Annotated in this window: 15 protein-coding genes; 2 read left to right on the top strand and 13 right to left on the bottom strand. The window is 61.4% G+C overall.

Annotation, left to right across the window (positions count from 1 at the left end):
- Nucleotides 1-15: 15 nt before the first annotated feature.
- Nucleotides 16-870 carry a putative selenate ABC transporter substrate-binding protein gene (locus tag R9B85_RS16915; protein WP_112252054.1) on the bottom strand — a complete coding sequence of 285 codons (855 nt, stop codon included), beginning with the start codon at nt 868-870 and terminating at the stop codon, nt 16-18.
- 125 nt (nt 871-995) lie between these two features.
- Here R9B85_RS16915 and selD point away from each other — a divergent pair, with 125 nt between their 5' ends.
- Both selD and mnmH read left to right on the top strand, forming a co-directional pair.
- A complete protein-coding gene (gene selD, locus R9B85_RS16910; protein WP_112252053.1) occupies nt 996-2,030 on the top strand; it encodes a selenide, water dikinase SelD in 1,035 nt (344 codons plus the stop codon).
- The gene (gene mnmH / locus R9B85_RS16905; RefSeq protein WP_207877732.1) at nt 2,030-3,142 is read left to right on the top strand and encodes a tRNA 2-selenouridine(34) synthase MnmH; all 1,113 of its coding nucleotides are present in this window, start codon (nt 2,030-2,032) and stop codon (nt 3,140-3,142) included. Before selD ends, mnmH begins: the two co-directional genes overlap by 1 nt.
- A 466-nt stretch (nt 3,143-3,608) precedes the next feature.
- On the opposite strand, the gene R9B85_RS16900 is transcribed toward mnmH, so the two are convergent.
- The 12 genes from R9B85_RS16900 to cyoB all read right to left on the bottom strand — a co-directional run bounded on the left by R9B85_RS16900 (nt 3,609) and on the right by cyoB (nt 13,430).
- Nucleotides 3,609-3,995, bottom strand: coding sequence for a lysozyme inhibitor LprI family protein (locus tag R9B85_RS16900; RefSeq protein WP_112252061.1), 387 nt, complete (start codon nt 3,993-3,995; stop codon nt 3,609-3,611).
- A gap of 22 nt (nt 3,996-4,017) precedes the next feature.
- Entirely contained in the window at nt 4,018-4,557 is a 540-nt protein-coding gene (locus R9B85_RS16895) for a hypothetical protein (protein ID WP_207877734.1), read from the bottom strand.
- Nucleotides 4,558-4,644: 87 nt separating this feature from the next.
- Nucleotides 4,645-5,208, bottom strand: coding sequence for a GNAT family N-acetyltransferase (locus R9B85_RS16890; RefSeq protein WP_112252050.1), 564 nt, complete (start codon nt 5,206-5,208; stop codon nt 4,645-4,647).
- Nucleotides 5,209-5,303: 95 nt separating this feature from the next.
- A complete protein-coding gene (locus R9B85_RS16885) occupies nt 5,304-5,555 on the bottom strand; it encodes a DUF3077 domain-containing protein (RefSeq protein WP_112252049.1) in 252 nt (83 codons plus the stop codon).
- The gene (locus R9B85_RS16880) at nt 5,552-5,773 is read right to left on the bottom strand and encodes a hypothetical protein (protein WP_181457336.1); all 222 of its coding nucleotides are present in this window, start codon (nt 5,771-5,773) and stop codon (nt 5,552-5,554) included. Before R9B85_RS16880 ends, R9B85_RS16885 begins: the two co-directional genes overlap by 4 nt.
- A gap of 484 nt (nt 5,774-6,257) precedes the next feature.
- Complete coding sequence (locus R9B85_RS16875; protein WP_112252047.1) at nt 6,258-6,641, bottom strand: YkgJ family cysteine cluster protein; 384 nt, start codon at nt 6,639-6,641, stop codon at nt 6,258-6,260.
- Between the two features lie 126 nt (nt 6,642-6,767).
- Nucleotides 6,768-7,895, bottom strand: coding sequence for a hypothetical protein (locus tag R9B85_RS16870; RefSeq protein WP_112252046.1), 1,128 nt, complete (start codon nt 7,893-7,895; stop codon nt 6,768-6,770).
- Between the two features lie 114 nt (nt 7,896-8,009).
- A complete protein-coding gene (alaC, locus tag R9B85_RS16865) occupies nt 8,010-9,218 on the bottom strand; it encodes an alanine transaminase (RefSeq protein ID WP_112252045.1) in 1,209 nt (402 codons plus the stop codon).
- 335 nt (nt 9,219-9,553) lie between these two features.
- The gene (cyoE, locus tag R9B85_RS16860) at nt 9,554-10,441 is read right to left on the bottom strand and encodes a heme o synthase (RefSeq protein WP_025337747.1); all 888 of its coding nucleotides are present in this window, start codon (nt 10,439-10,441) and stop codon (nt 9,554-9,556) included.
- Nucleotides 10,442-10,452: 11 nt separating this feature from the next.
- Nucleotides 10,453-10,785: a cytochrome o ubiquinol oxidase subunit IV gene (gene cyoD, locus R9B85_RS16855; RefSeq protein WP_003259128.1), complete on the bottom strand. Its 333-nt coding sequence runs from the start codon at nt 10,783-10,785 to the stop codon at nt 10,453-10,455.
- Complete coding sequence (gene cyoC, locus R9B85_RS16850; RefSeq protein WP_025337745.1) at nt 10,785-11,408, bottom strand: cytochrome o ubiquinol oxidase subunit III; 624 nt, start codon at nt 11,406-11,408, stop codon at nt 10,785-10,787. Before cyoC ends, cyoD begins: the two co-directional genes overlap by 1 nt.
- Before the next feature lie 3 nt (nt 11,409-11,411).
- Nucleotides 11,412-13,430 carry a cytochrome o ubiquinol oxidase subunit I gene (gene cyoB / locus R9B85_RS16845; protein WP_112252044.1) on the bottom strand — a complete coding sequence of 673 codons (2,019 nt, stop codon included), beginning with the start codon at nt 13,428-13,430 and terminating at the stop codon, nt 11,412-11,414.
- Nucleotides 13,431-13,432: the final 2 nt, after the last annotated feature.

Genomic DNA, 13,432 nt, shown 5'->3' with positions numbered 1-13,432 from the left:
AAGCCGCTGTCGATGTCACTTGAGCAGGCCGGCCTCGCGCGCAGCCTGCTCGGTGCCCACGTAGTTCTCAGGTTTGGTCTCGATGAAACGGCTGGCTGCCTGCAGGTCGAGGATCGCCTTGTGCTCCGGGTTGGCCGGGTCGAGGCCGAGGAAGGCTTTCTTGATCTTCTCTTTCAGCGCCGGGTCCATGTTGCCGCGCACGGTCCAGTTGTAGTCGAAGTAGGTCGGTGTGGTGGCGAACACTTTCACCTTGGCGGTATCGACCTTGCCGGCATCCACCAGCTTCTGCCACACGCTGGCGTTGAGCACGCCGCCATCGACCTTGCCGGCCTGCACCCAGGCCACGGTGGCATCGTGGGCGCCGGAGTAGGCAACACGGCCGAAGTAGTCTTCAGGCTTGATGTTGTCCTGCTTGAGCATGAAGTAACGCGGCATCAGGCTGCCCGAGGTCGACGAAATGGAACCAAAGGCAAACGACTTGCCCTTGAGGTCGGCCAGGCTCTTCACGTCGGGGTTGGCGGTAATGAACTTGGAAGTGAACTGCGCATCCTGTTCACGCTGCACCAGCGGCGTGGCGGCAGGGTCCTTCAAGTGCACCTGCACGAAGGTGAAGCCCCCCAGCCAGGCCATGTCCAGGCGGTTGGAGGCCAGCGATTCGACTACTGCCGGGTAATCGGCCACCGGCACGAACTTCACCTCCATGCCCAGCTGCTTGGCCAGGTACTCGCCCAACGGTTTGAACTTGCGCTGCAGCTCGGTCGGCGCTTCGTCAGGAATGGCGCTGACTCGCAGGATGTCGGCGGCCTGGGTGACAACGGCACAGCAAGACAGCACGAGGCCGGCGGCGAGCGCCAGAGGGCGTTTGAGCATGGGTGTTCTCCGGTTCAATAGCGGGGAAGGTCGGTCTATGCGCCGACGACGGGAATTATAAGAGGCGCAGGCGCAAAGGCCAGCTTTGCTACAATCGCGCGACAATTTGACCTGCTGAGGTACATATGAGCGAGCCGATTCGCCTGACCCAGTACAGCCATGGTGCCGGCTGTGGCTGCAAGATATCCCCCAAGGTGCTGGATGTGATCCTCGCTGAAAGCGGCACCCAGGCCCTGGACCCGAAACTGTGGGTGGGTAACGCCTCGCGTGACGACGCTGCAGTGTACGCGCTGGACGACGAGCGCGGCGTGGTCTCGACCACCGACTTCTTCATGCCGATCGTCGATGACCCGTACGACTTCGGCCGCATCGCCGCCACCAACGCCATCAGCGACATCTACGCCATGGGCGGCGACCCGCTGATGGCCATTGCCATCCTCGGCTGGCCGGTCAACGTGCTGCCGCCGGAAGTGGCCCGCGAAGTGATCCGCGGTGGCCGAGCGGTGTGCGCCGAAGCCGGCATCCCGCTGGCCGGCGGCCACTCGATCGACGCCCCCGAGCCGATCTTCGGCCTGGCCGTCACCGGTGTGGTCAGCAAGCGCCACCTCAAGCGCAACGACACCGCCAGCGCAGGCTGCCGCCTGTACCTGACAAAGCCACTGGGCATCGGCATCCTCACCACCGCCGAGAAAAAGGCCAAGCTGCGCCCCCAGGACCAGGGCCTGGCCCGCGACTGGATGTGCACCCTAAACACCCCCGGCAGCCGCTTCGGCAAGCTCGACGGGGTCAAGGCCATGACCGACGTCACCGGTTTCGGCCTGCTCGGCCACCTGGTAGAACTTGCCGAAGGCAGTGGCCTTACCGCGCACCTGGACTATGCTGCCGTACCGCGCCTGCCAAGCGTCGACCACTACCTGGCCGAGGGCTGCATCCCTGGCGGCACCCTGCGCAATTTCGACAGCTACGGCCACAAGATCGGCGCCCTGAGCGACGACCAGAAGCACCTGCTGTGCGACCCACAGACCAGCGGCGGCCTGCTGGTGGCGGTTAGTCCGGAAGGTGAAGCCGAGTTCCTGGCGGTGGCCGCCGAACTGGGCCTGCAACTGGCGCCGATCGGCAAGCTGGTCGAGCGACAGAGCCATGCGGTCGAGGTGATCTGATGCGCCCCGACTGCACCGACTTCCGCCAGTTGTTCCTCGACGATGTGCCGATGATGGACATGCGTGCACCTGTCGAATTTGCCAAGGGCGCCTTTCCCGGTGCCGTCAACCTGCCGCTGATGAATGATCAGGAGCGGCAGAGGGTCGGTACCTGCTACAAGCAGAAGGGCCAGGCCGCCGCCATCGCCCTTGGCCACCAATTGGTCAGCGGCGCCACCAAGCAGGCACGCCTGGAGGCCTGGGCAGCGTTCGCCAAGACGCACCCGGAAGGCTACCTGTACTGCTTCCGTGGCGGCCTGCGCTCGCAGATCGTGCAAGGCTGGTTGCGCGACGAAGCGGGCATCCAGTACCCGCGCGTCAAAGGTGGCTACAAGGCCATGCGTACCTTCCTGCTGGAGACCACCGAGCAGGCTGTGGAGCAATGCGATTTCGTGTTGGTGGGCGGCCTGACCGGCACCGGCAAGACCGACGTGCTGCACCAGCTGGATAACGTGCTGGACCTGGAAGGCCATGCCAATCATCGCGGTTCCAGCTTCGGCAAGCGCGCCACCGCGCAGCCGGCGCAGATCGATTTCGAGAACCAGCTGGCCATTGACGTATTGAAGAAGCGCGCCCGTGGCATCGAGCAGTTCGTGCTGGAGGATGAAGGCCGCATCGTGGGCAGTTGCACGGTGCCGCTGGAGCTGTATCAGGGCATGCAGCATTACCCGCTGGTGTGGCTGGAAGACAGCTTCGCCAACCGGGTGGAGCGCATCCTGCGCGACTACGTGGTCAACCTGAGTGCCGAGTTTGTCAGCGTGCATGGCGAGGAGGATGGCCGTCGGTTGTTTGCCGAGCGCATGTTGCAGAGCATGGCCAATATCTACAAGCGCCTGGGGGGCGAGCGTTATCAGCGCTTGTCGGAGATCCTGCGCGAGGCGCTGGAAGAGCAGCAGCGCAGTGGTGCGGTGGACCTGCATCGGGGCTGGATCGAAGGGTTGTTGAACGAGTACTACGACCCGATGTATGCGTACCAGCGGGCCGCGAAGGCAGAACGCATCGAGTTTGCCGGGGATGCGGTGGAAGTGCGCGAGTACCTCAAGGCCCGGGCCCTGCGCGAACCGCGCAAGTAGCACCAGGGCCGCTTCGCGCCCCATCGCCGCGGTTCGTCGCCACGACAAGCCAGCTTCCACCCCGACAGCGCTGCTCTCAAGACCTGCGCAATACCTGTGGGAGCGGGCGAGCCCGCGAAGCAGACAACGCAGTGGATGGCACGGGCTTCGCCCGTGTTCGCGGGCAAGCCCGCTCCCACAGTGATCGCATCAGCTTTCAACACTTGAGCAAGGCAGCTGCTCCAGCCGACCGCATGGGATTCGCGTCATGTGCGGTCCCTGTGGGAGCGGGCGAGCCCGCGAAGCAGACAACGCAGTGGATGGCACGGGCTTCGCCCGTGTTCGCGGGCAAGCCCGCTCCCACAGTGATCGCATCAGCTTTCAACACTTGAGCAAGGCAGCTGCTCCAGCCGACCGCATGGGATTCGCGTCAGGTGCGGTCCCTGTGGGAGCGGGTTCACCCGCGAATAGGCCGGAACGGTCGCCCTCACTGCCCCGGGCTGAGCACCCGCTCCAGCTCCGCCGCCCGGTCTCGGGTCATGTTCATCAGACATGTCCCGCCTTCCAGCTGTGCCATGGTCCCGCCGCTGGCCTGCACATGGAACTGGCAGTTGCCATCGCGGTAGGCAATCCACTTGCGCTGCACATCGCGCAGGCTCTTCTGCTGCGCGGCGTCCAGCTTGCCCATCAGTTGCTTGTAAACCCGGTTCAGCCGCTGGTCCTGCATTTGCGTCTCAGCCTTGATACATTCGCCCATGGCCACGGTACTCGAAGCCTGGTCCATGCATTGCTGGTAACCCGGCGTGTAGTCCTCCGCCATGGCCAAGGGTAGTACAAAGGCCAGTCCCAGGCCGCTCAGGTAACGCTTGCTCATGTTCATGCTCCCCTGGTGAATATCAAAGCGTCTGCGGCTGCTCCGGCGGCATCAGTACGTTGCCCGGCTCGAAGCGCAACGCTGGCATCTGCGTAGCCGCATAAAACGCCACACCCAGCGCCGCAATCAGCACCACATCAAGCCAGGTCCAGCCCGGCATGTCATCGGCGCTGCGTGCCTTCCAGCAATGCCAGGCCTGCCCCATGCAGAACACCACCATCGCCGCCAGCCACAGGTAGAAACCGGCACCCAGGCCGGTCAGCTCATGAAACGCGTAGCTCTGGTTGTCCGGCAAGCGGTCAATTCCGAAACTGCTGGCCGCCAGATACACCGCCACCAACCCAGCCAGCAACGCCAGCCGCCGGAAGCGTCGATGGGCCAGGATCGCCAGGGCCAGCAGCGGGTTGGCGAACCATTGGTACAGGCCGAAGGGCATGCCCCATGGCCCGTACAGCAGCATCTGCAGGGCCGGCATGTGGCGGTCGCCACTCATCAGCGCGCCATCGAAAAACAGGGCGGACAGGTACAGCGCCAGGCTGATGCTCAGGTAGAAGACAGGCAAAGGGGATTCCTGGGGGAAACGGGACAGGCTGCGACCATAACCCAGGGCTCGCCCCGCTTCCAAACCTTCTATGGGGTGACAGGCCGATCAGGCAACCGGCGGCTCCAGCAACAGGCCGTAGATGCCTGAGTCAGACAGCTCACCGGCTACGCACCAGCGCGCGCGCAAAGTGCCTTCGAGGACGAACCCTTGGCGCTCCAGGGTGCGCGCCGAGCCGAGGTTGCGCGGGTCGATCTCGCCCTCCAGGCGGCGCATGTGCAGGGTATGGGCGAGGTAATCGATGAAACAGGTCAAGGCTTCGTCCATGTACCCCCTGCCTTGCACTGCACTGGCCAGGCAGTAACCGATCTCGCCACGGCGGGACACATCGTCGATGTTGAACAGCTGGACCATGCCGATCAGCTCGCCGTTGTCGCGGCGGTACATGCCGAGCTTGAGCTGGTCGCCATTGGCATAGGCTTCGCGGTCGGCGGCCAGGGCGCTTTCGGCTTCGGCCAGGTCTTGCCAAGGTGCATGGTGCCAATAGCGCATCACCTCGGGATCGGCCATGATCGCCAGCCATTGCGCGGCATCGGCATGGCGCATGGGGCGCAATTGCAGACGCGGGCTGTCGAGGCAGAGGTCACTGGGGAAACTGCGGGGTGGGGTCACGCCGGATCTCCTGTCCATTGCTGGGGAGATGACAGTTTAACGGCATGCGTATGGTTCGAGCATCCCGGGGCTGCTGCGCAGCCCCGGTTAAAGTTTCAGGCGCCGCGATTCAGGCCCACTTCCATATCATTGATCAGCGCCTTGGCCATGGCACTGAGAATTCTCGCTGCGCTGCCAGCGATCTTGTCACCCTCCATCTCGGCCTCTTCGTTCAGGTGCTTGATGCAGCCGATCAGCACCGACAGTTCATCGAATGCCAGATCCAGCGGAACGCCCGGCTCTACCCGGTACAGCTCGAGGAACTTTTCCACGCCGGCGGTGGTGCGGGATTTCAGGTGCTCGCTCATGCCTTCGTCTCCTGCGCTTTCATCTGGGCTAGCAGGGCTTGTAGCAGGTCGGTCTGGGCAGACATCGCTTCCAGCAGGCTGGAACGCAGGGCTGGGGCTTCGGCGTCGAGGTATTGGAGGATGGTACCGGAGAGGTTGTCCATGACCTGAGTGGCCTGGGACTTGGCGGCTTGATAGGTAAGGTCTGAAACGGGTGGGTCAGGTACGGGTTTGTTCATGATCAACTCCAATGGGTTCAAAGGAGCAACCACCTGAATCCTTCTCACAGATTTGGGCGGCAGCCGTGCGCGTGGTGAGAAGCCCGTGTTGGAGTCACCACGGTCAGGCCGAAGCCTGCACGCGCACAGCTGCCATGAACTGGCAGGAAGACAACCAACAACGAGTTCTCACACTCGCTCGCCATATGGGCGAACGGCGAAATTACCGCTGTGATTCTTCCCTGCCTATCAGACGGCATCCGACTGAGGTCGTAGGATAATTCCCAATTCTAGAGAACCTGAAGCATTTGGTATCAAGTTCAGAATCTTCTTACAGCTGACGGCCCTTTCGCGGGTGAACCCGCTCCCACAGGTACTGCGCTGGCCTTGAAATGGCGGCGGTACCCATGGTCTCCATAGGTACTGCACCAGCCTTGAAAGCGGCGCAATTCCTGTGGGAGCGGGTTCACCCGCGAAAGGGGCGGTACAGGCTAACGAAGTACGATCAGGCCACCTCAGCCCCATCATCCGGCCAATGCGGCTCATTGGCCTCTGGCGGGGTCAGCGGTGGCAGCCCATACGCGGCCCGCGCATCGTCGCAGCTGGGGTTATGCACCCCACCCTCCCACGACGCCTCGAACTCGCGGCACGGGCTGGAGCGGTTGGCATAAATGCTACAAGCCACCTCTTTGCCGATCTCGCCCTCAAGGCTGACGCATCGGCAGGGTTTGGCATCGGTGCCGATCATGGCAACGCGGGTGGGGTTGATCTGTACCACCAGGTCGTCCGGCACAAGGCCCCCGGCAGACTGGCATTCGCCCCAGAAAAAGGACACACGGAAGTACCCGCAGCAGGCGCCGCAGTCAAGGCAAGGGTTATATTCGGACATGATGGCACGAAGGGAAGGTTGTTGTTATCGGGGCTGACCCGCGGCACCATTTTCAATCCAAGCGGGGGCGGCTGGATAGAGGGGCAATGCAAAAAAATCTGCCGCTGATCCGGCCGCCCGTTACGGCTAGCAGATGGCCTTGTAAGTCGCGGCATCCCAACGCTGCAAAGCCAAACCTGCGCTCGGGTCGTACTCCCCTCCCTGCACCTTGCTGAAATAAGTGCGGGCTTCACCGCAGTGCACCAGCCGGTCGTGCTTTTCGCCCTCGGTGAGTACGGTGTAGGACGCACTGCGCATGGCCTCATACTGCTTGTCAGCGGCCGCCATGAGCTGGTGATACTTCATCAACTGGCTGTCGCCCAAGGCCAGGCGCCTGTCCAGCTGCACACCCCAGCGGGTCAGGCAGACCTCGGCAAAATGGCGAACGATCAACCCCGGCTCCACCAGCACCTTGCCGTCGCCCGCACCATCCGCCGAGGCGTTACCCACCAACGTGGCATGCCGGCCTGGCATCGGGTAGACACATATCCGCGTATCGCTTGCGACTGTAGGAATCACGCAAGCAAAACCCTTGGAGCGCTCATCCCGCGAATAGAAGCCTACATACTCTTTGACGTTATCAGTCAGCGTTACGCGCTCGACCTGTACATTGCCAACTCCCGGCACTGGGTCGATGGCAAAGATGTTCACCGGTATCCCGCGCAACACAGGGTCCTGCGCCATGGCGTTAGCCAGCATGTGGCAACTGATCCCTCCCCTGCTCCAGCCCACCAGGTTCACCTGGGTCGGCAAGCGTGGCTTGCGGAACATGCTGATGATGCGCTCCTGCAATTCCTGCGGAGTTGGATGGCGATCACCGTAGTCGTAGGTACGCCAGAACCAGGAGGCAGTAGAAGACACATCCGGAATGGGTACGCCAGCGTCCTTCAGGCGCTGGTATTCTTCCTCGCTCAGCTTGGTGCGCTGCCAGCTGCTTTCCCCCTTGATCACCTGCAGCACATGGTTGACGTTCTCTTCCCAACCGCGGCCAAACAGCTGGCCGGTCCAGTTGAAATAGCCGCCGGGCTCGACGAACAGGTTGTCATCCTGGAGGTTGCCGCTGCCGGGGCCGTCCACGGCGATCCAGTGGGCGAATTCGCGGCCCTGGTCGTTGCTGGCCAGGGTCGAGACCAGTTCACCGTTCCAGAAGTTGGGGTTGGCGTCGTCGAAGCGGTGGGAACCGGTGCCGCAGAAATAGGCGGTGAAAACACTCATTTGTGTGTCTCTGTGGTGAGAAATGAGTGCAGAAAAATAGGTAAATCAATCGGTGGGATGCAGGTGGAAAACTCGCCTTTGAATCAGTTGGGGCTGCTTTGCAGCCCCCATGGCTTACTTGCGGATAAGCCCATCAGCCCGGAACATCTGCCGGATCCCGCGAATCGCCTGGCGAATACGGTCCTGGTTCTCGATCAGGGCAAAGCGCACATGGTCGTCACCATAGTCACCAAAGCCGATACCCGGCGACACGCACACCTTGGCCTCGGCCAGCAGCTTCTTGGAGAACTCCAGCGAGCCCAGGTGCGCATACTCTGGCGGGATCTTCGCCCATACGTACATCGAAGCCTTGGGGTTCTCGACCATCCAGCCCAGCTCGTGCAGCCCTTTCACCAGCAGGTTGCGGCGCTGGCGGTATTGCTCGGCAATGTCGCGCACACACTGCTGGTCACCTTCCAGTGCGGCAATAGCGGCCACCTGCAGCGGGGTGAAAGTGCCGTAGTCGTGGTAGCTCTTGATCCGCGCCAGGGCGCTGACCAGCTCGGGGTTGCCGACCATGAAACCGATCCGCCAGCCGGCCATGTTGTAGCTCTTGGACAGGGTGAAGAACTCCACCGCGATGTCCTTGGCCCCCGGCACCTGCATGATCGACGGGGCTTTCCAGCCGTCGTAGACGATGTCGGCATAGGCCAGGTCATGCACCACCAGCACGCCATACTGCTTGGCCAGGGCCACCACGCGCTCGAAGAAGTCCAGCTCCACGCACTGGGCGGTGGGGTTGGATGGGAAACCGAGGATCATCATCTTCGGCTTGGGGATCGATTCGCGGATGGCTCGCTCGAGTTCGTTGAAGAAGTCCACTCCCGGCACCAGCGGTACCGAACGCACCTGGGCACCGGCAATTACCGCCCCGTAGATATGGATCGGGTAGCTGGGGTTGGGCACCAGCACCGTGTCGCCCTGGTCGAGGGTAGCCAGCATCAGGTGCGCCAGGCCTTCCTTCGAGCCGATGGTGACGATGGCTTCGCTTTCCGGGTCGATGTCGACCTCGTAGCGTTCCTTGTACCAGTTGGAAATGGCCCGACGCAGGCGCGGGATGCCGCGGGAGGTGGAGTAGCCGTGGGTGTCTTCACGCTGGGCGACCTGCACCAGCTTCTCGACGATGTGCGGCGGGGTGGCGCCATCGGGGTTGCCCATGCTCAGGTCGATGATGTCCTCGCCACGGCGGCGGGCGGCCATCTTGAGCTCGGCAGTGATGTTGAAGACGTAAGGGGGGAGACGATCGATGCGCGCAAAGCGGCGCGGCGAACCTGGGTTGGCCATGGCTTCCTCTGAGTACGTAAGCGCCCGGAACCGTCCGAGCGACGTTGGCCGATGTGGCGGCCTAAATCAGAAGATAGTGCCGAAACTGGAACTCTGTAAAGGATAATTTCCCGTTTCTATATAACTTTTCAGATGTATTTTTTGAAAACCTGAATTTTATGTTTTTAGTGCTGGCCTCTTCGCGGGTAAACCCGCTCCCACAGGACCTTGTACACGTTTCGAGTATGCTGCGGTCCCTGTGGGAGCGGGTTTACCCGCGAAGAGGCCGGCACAGGAAAACGCCCATAAAAAAACCCCGGCGCATGGCCGGGGTTTTCGTGAAACAGGCAGCAGTTTCAGCGTGCGTAAGTCATCAGCACATCCGCAGCAGTCTGGCTATCCACGCCCATCATCACGCTCAGGGCAGTGACGGTGAGAATGGAGAAGCCGAACACCTTGCGGGCCCACTTGCTGTCGTCCTCGGCCTTGTAGCCACCCCAGGCCATGTACAGCCAGTACAGGCCCATGGCTGCTGCCACGGCCAGGTAGCCGAGGCCGGCGTAACCGCCAAGGGTAAGCATCAGGGTCGCGAGCACGAAGGCCAGCACGTACAGCACGATCTGCTTCTTCGCCGCGAGGATGCCACGTGCCACCGGCAGGACCGGGATGTTGGCAGCGCTGTAATCCTTGAAGCGGAAGATGGCGATGGCGAAGCTGTGCGGCATTTGCCACAGGCTGAACATCACCAGCAGGGTAACCGCAGCCAGGTCGAAGCTGTTGCTGACGGCGCAATAGCCGATCACCGGAGGCATGGCACCAGACAGGCTGCCGACCAAGGTGCCGTGCACCGATTTACGCTTCAGCCACAGGCTGTAGAAACCGACGTAGACGATGAAGCCGATCAGCGCACAGAACGCCGACAGCGGGTTGGCCTGAACATACAGCAGGCTGAAACCCGCCACCCCGAGCAGGGTGGCGTAGATCAGCGCGAGGGGCAGCGACATGCCGCCCTGAACCATGACGCGGTTCTTGGTGCGCTCCATCTTGTGGTCGATGTCACGATCGATGCAGTTGTTGAACACGCATCCGGACGCGACCACCAGCGAAGTACCGATCACCACCGCCAGGAACAGGGCGAAATCCACATGGCCCTTCGAGGCAAGGAAGAAACCGCCTGCCACGGAAAGCACGTTACCGAAAATGATCCCCGGTTTGGTGATTTGGATAAAGTGCTTAACGGACATGCAGTCTTACCTCACTTGGCCAACATTTCGAAGTGGATGCTGAACATGATCCACAGCGACAGGCCGACAAGCAGAGCGATCACCAGAGTGGTGAACAGGAACGTCGAAACGTTGTTGCGTTGCTCTTTCGAGCGGTCCATGTGCAGGAAGTACACGAGGTGCACTACTACCTGGATCACGGCCATGGCAACAATGATCAGAACGGTCAGGTTCTTCGGCAGGCTTGGCGACATGGCCAGGCCGAACGGGATCGCGGTCAGGATGATCGACAGGATGAAGCCGATCATGTACGACTTGACGCTGCCGTGGTTACCTTCGTGATGAGTGTCGTGTGCGTTAGCCATTACAGAACTCCCAGCAGGTAGACGACGGTGAATACGCAGATCCAGACCACGTCCAGGAAGTGCCAGAACAGGCTCAGGCAGCTCATGCGGGTCTTGGCGGTCGGCGTGATGCCGTGCTTGTTGATCTGGTACATCATGATTGCCATCCAGATCAGGCCGGCGGTCACGTGCAGACCGTGGGTACCTACCAGGGCAAAGAAGCCCGACAGGAAGCCACTGCGCTGCGGGCCGAAGCCCTCGGCGATCAGGTGATGGAACTCGTAGATTTCCATCGCGATGAAGCCTGCACCGAACAGGAAGGTCACAGCCAACCAGCCCAGTACGCCAGCTTTCTTGCCATCGAACATCTTCAGCATGGCGAAGCCGAAGGTGATCGAGGACAGCAGCAGGAACAGCGTTTCAACAGCTACGAAATCGAGCTGGAAAATGTCATGACCCGACGGGCCGCCGGCAAAACTGCCGGACAGCACCGCGTAGGTGGCGAAGAGCGACGCAAACAGGATGCAGTCGGTCATCAGGTACAGCCAGAAACCGAGTACGGTCATCTGGCCCGAGTCGTGGTGGTGGTCGTCATGCCCATGGTCGTGACCATGAGCAGCACCGTGCATTACTTGACTGGACATTGATTACACCCGCTCAAACGATTCGACACGTGCGCCGGCAGGCAGAGCACCTGCTTTGGCCAGCGCTTTCATGCGCTCGCCTTCGATGCGCGCCACTTCTTCGGCCGGAACCATGTAGCCCTGATCGTCACGCGCAGCGTGGCGAACGAAGACAGCGATGGTTGCAACCAGGCTCGCGCCAACCAGCCACCAGATGTGCCAGATGAAGGCGAAGCCGAAGACGGTCAGGAACAGGCCCATGAACAAACCGGTAGAGGTGTTGCTCGGCATGTGGATCGCTTCGTACTTGGCCGCAGGCTTGTAGGCGACACCGGCTTCCTTGGCTTCGTGCCAGGCATCCAGGCCAACCTTCTCAGGCATGTGGGCGAAGTTGTAGAACGGAGGTGGCGACGAAGTCGACCATTCCAGGGTACGGCCGCCCCATGGGTCGCCGGTCACGTCCAGGTTCTGGTTGCGGTCGCGAACCGATACGTACAGCTGGATCAGCTGGCAGGCGATACCGAACAGGATCAGCACGGCGCCGACAACGGCTACGTACAGGTAGGGTTCCCACAGTGGGTTGTCGGAGTGGTTCAGACGACGGGTCATGCCCATGAAGCCCAGGGCGTACAGCGGCATGAACGCTACGTAGAAGCCCGAGATCCAGAACCAGAAGGCAGCTTTGCCCCACTTCTCGTTCAGGGTGAAACCGAAGGCTTTCGGGAACCAGTAGGCGAAGCCGGCGATGTAGCCGAATACCGCACCACCGATGATCACGTTGTGGAAGTGAGCAATTACGAACAGGCTGTTGTGCAGCACGAAGTCAGCACCTGGAACAGCCAGCAGAACGCCAGTCATACCACCGATGGAGAAGGTGATCATGAAGCCCAGGGTCCACATGATCGGCGCGGTGAAGCGCAGACGGCCCTGGTAGATGGTGAACAGCCAGTTGAACAGTTTCACACCGGTCGGAATGGAGATCAGCATCGTCGCCAGGCCGAAGAAGGTGTTGACGCTGGCGCCGGCACCCATGGTGAAGAAGTGGTGCAGCCACACGGCGAAGCCCAGCACGGCGATGGCGCCCGATGCGTAAATCATCGAGTGGTGGCCGAACAGACGCTTGCCGGAGAAGGTGGAGGTAACTTCCGAGAACACACCGAAGGCCGGCAGGATCAGGATGTACACCTCAGGGTGACCCCACGCCCAGAACAGGTTGACGTACATCATCGGGTTCCCACCAAGCTCGTTGGTGAAAATGTGGAAGTCCAGATAACGGTCAACAGTCAGCAGAGCGAGTGCAGCGGTCAGGATCGGGAAGGAAGCCACGATCAGCACGTTGGCCCAGGTGCAGGTCCAGGTGAAGATCGGCATGTCCATCAGCTTCATGCCAGGTGCGCGCATCTTCATCACGGTGACGAGGAAGTTCACGCCGGTAAGCGTCGTACCCAATCCGGATAGCTGTAGCGCCCAGATGTAGTAGTCGACACCCACCCCAGGGCTGTACTGAATGCCCGCGAGCGGCGGATAGGCAACCCAGCCGGTCTTGGCGAATTCACCAACGCCCAGCGAGATGTTGACCAGCAGCACGCCTGCCAGCAGCAGGTAGAAGCTCAGGGAGTTCAGGAACGGGAAGGCAACGTCACGTGCACCGATCTGCAGAGGAACCGCCAGGTTCATCAGGCCGGTGAAGAACGGCATCGCCATGAAGATGATCATGATCACACCGTGAGCGGTGAAGATCTGGTCATAGTGTTCAGGCGGCAGGTAGCCTTCGGAGCCACCGGTAGCGGCAGCCAGCTGGGTACGCATCATGATGGCGTCGGCAAAACCGCGCAGCAGCATGACCATCGCGACGATGATGTACATCACCCCGATTTTCTTGTGGTCGACAGTCGTCAACCACTCGCTCCACAAGTAGGACCACTTGCGGAAGTAGGTGATAGCACCGACGACAGCGATACCACCGAGCGCGATCATGGCAAGCGTCACCATGACTATCGGCTCGTGATAGGGTATCGCCTCCAGGCTTAGTTTACCGAACATCT

This window comes from Pseudomonas sp. NLJ1 (assembly GCF_049486705.1).
Taxonomy (GTDB): domain Bacteria; phylum Pseudomonadota; class Gammaproteobacteria; order Pseudomonadales; family Pseudomonadaceae; genus Aquipseudomonas; species Aquipseudomonas inefficax.
This window is presented reverse-complemented; position numbering and strand designations above follow the sequence as displayed.

What these genes read in the sequence shown, in the direction of transcription:
- mnmH (WP_207877732.1), top strand. Translation starts at nt 2,030, where the DNA reads ATGCGCCCCGACTGCACCGACTTCCGCCAGTTGTTCCTCGACGATGTG.
- R9B85_RS16870 (WP_112252046.1), bottom strand. Translation starts at nt 7,895, where the DNA reads ATGAGTGTTTTCACCGCCTATTTCTGCGGCACCGGTTCCCACCGCTTC.
- R9B85_RS16875 (WP_112252047.1), bottom strand. Translation starts at nt 6,641, where the DNA reads ATGTCCGAATATAACCCTTGCCTTGACTGCGGCGCCTGCTGCGGGTAC.
- R9B85_RS16900 (WP_112252061.1), bottom strand. Translation starts at nt 3,995, where the DNA reads ATGAGCAAGCGTTACCTGAGCGGCCTGGGACTGGCCTTTGTACTACCC.
- cyoD (WP_003259128.1), bottom strand. Translation starts at nt 10,785, where the DNA reads ATGGCTAACGCACACGACACTCATCACGAAGGTAACCACGGCAGCGTC.
- cyoE (WP_025337747.1), bottom strand. Translation starts at nt 10,441, where the DNA reads ATGTCCGTTAAGCACTTTATCCAAATCACCAAACCGGGGATCATTTTC.
- cyoB (WP_112252044.1), bottom strand. Translation starts at nt 13,430, where the DNA reads ATGTTCGGTAAACTAAGCCTGGAGGCGATACCCTATCACGAGCCGATA.
- cyoC (WP_025337745.1), bottom strand. Translation starts at nt 11,408, where the DNA reads ATGTCCAGTCAAGTAATGCACGGTGCTGCTCATGGTCACGACCATGGG.
- selD (WP_112252053.1), top strand. Translation starts at nt 996, where the DNA reads ATGAGCGAGCCGATTCGCCTGACCCAGTACAGCCATGGTGCCGGCTGT.
- alaC (WP_112252045.1), bottom strand. Translation starts at nt 9,218, where the DNA reads ATGGCCAACCCAGGTTCGCCGCGCCGCTTTGCGCGCATCGATCGTCTC.
- R9B85_RS16880 (WP_181457336.1), bottom strand. Translation starts at nt 5,773, where the DNA reads ATGAACAAACCCGTACCTGACCCACCCGTTTCAGACCTTACCTATCAA.
- R9B85_RS16915 (WP_112252054.1), bottom strand. Translation starts at nt 870, where the DNA reads ATGCTCAAACGCCCTCTGGCGCTCGCCGCCGGCCTCGTGCTGTCTTGC.
- R9B85_RS16885 (WP_112252049.1), bottom strand. Translation starts at nt 5,555, where the DNA reads ATGAGCGAGCACCTGAAATCCCGCACCACCGCCGGCGTGGAAAAGTTC.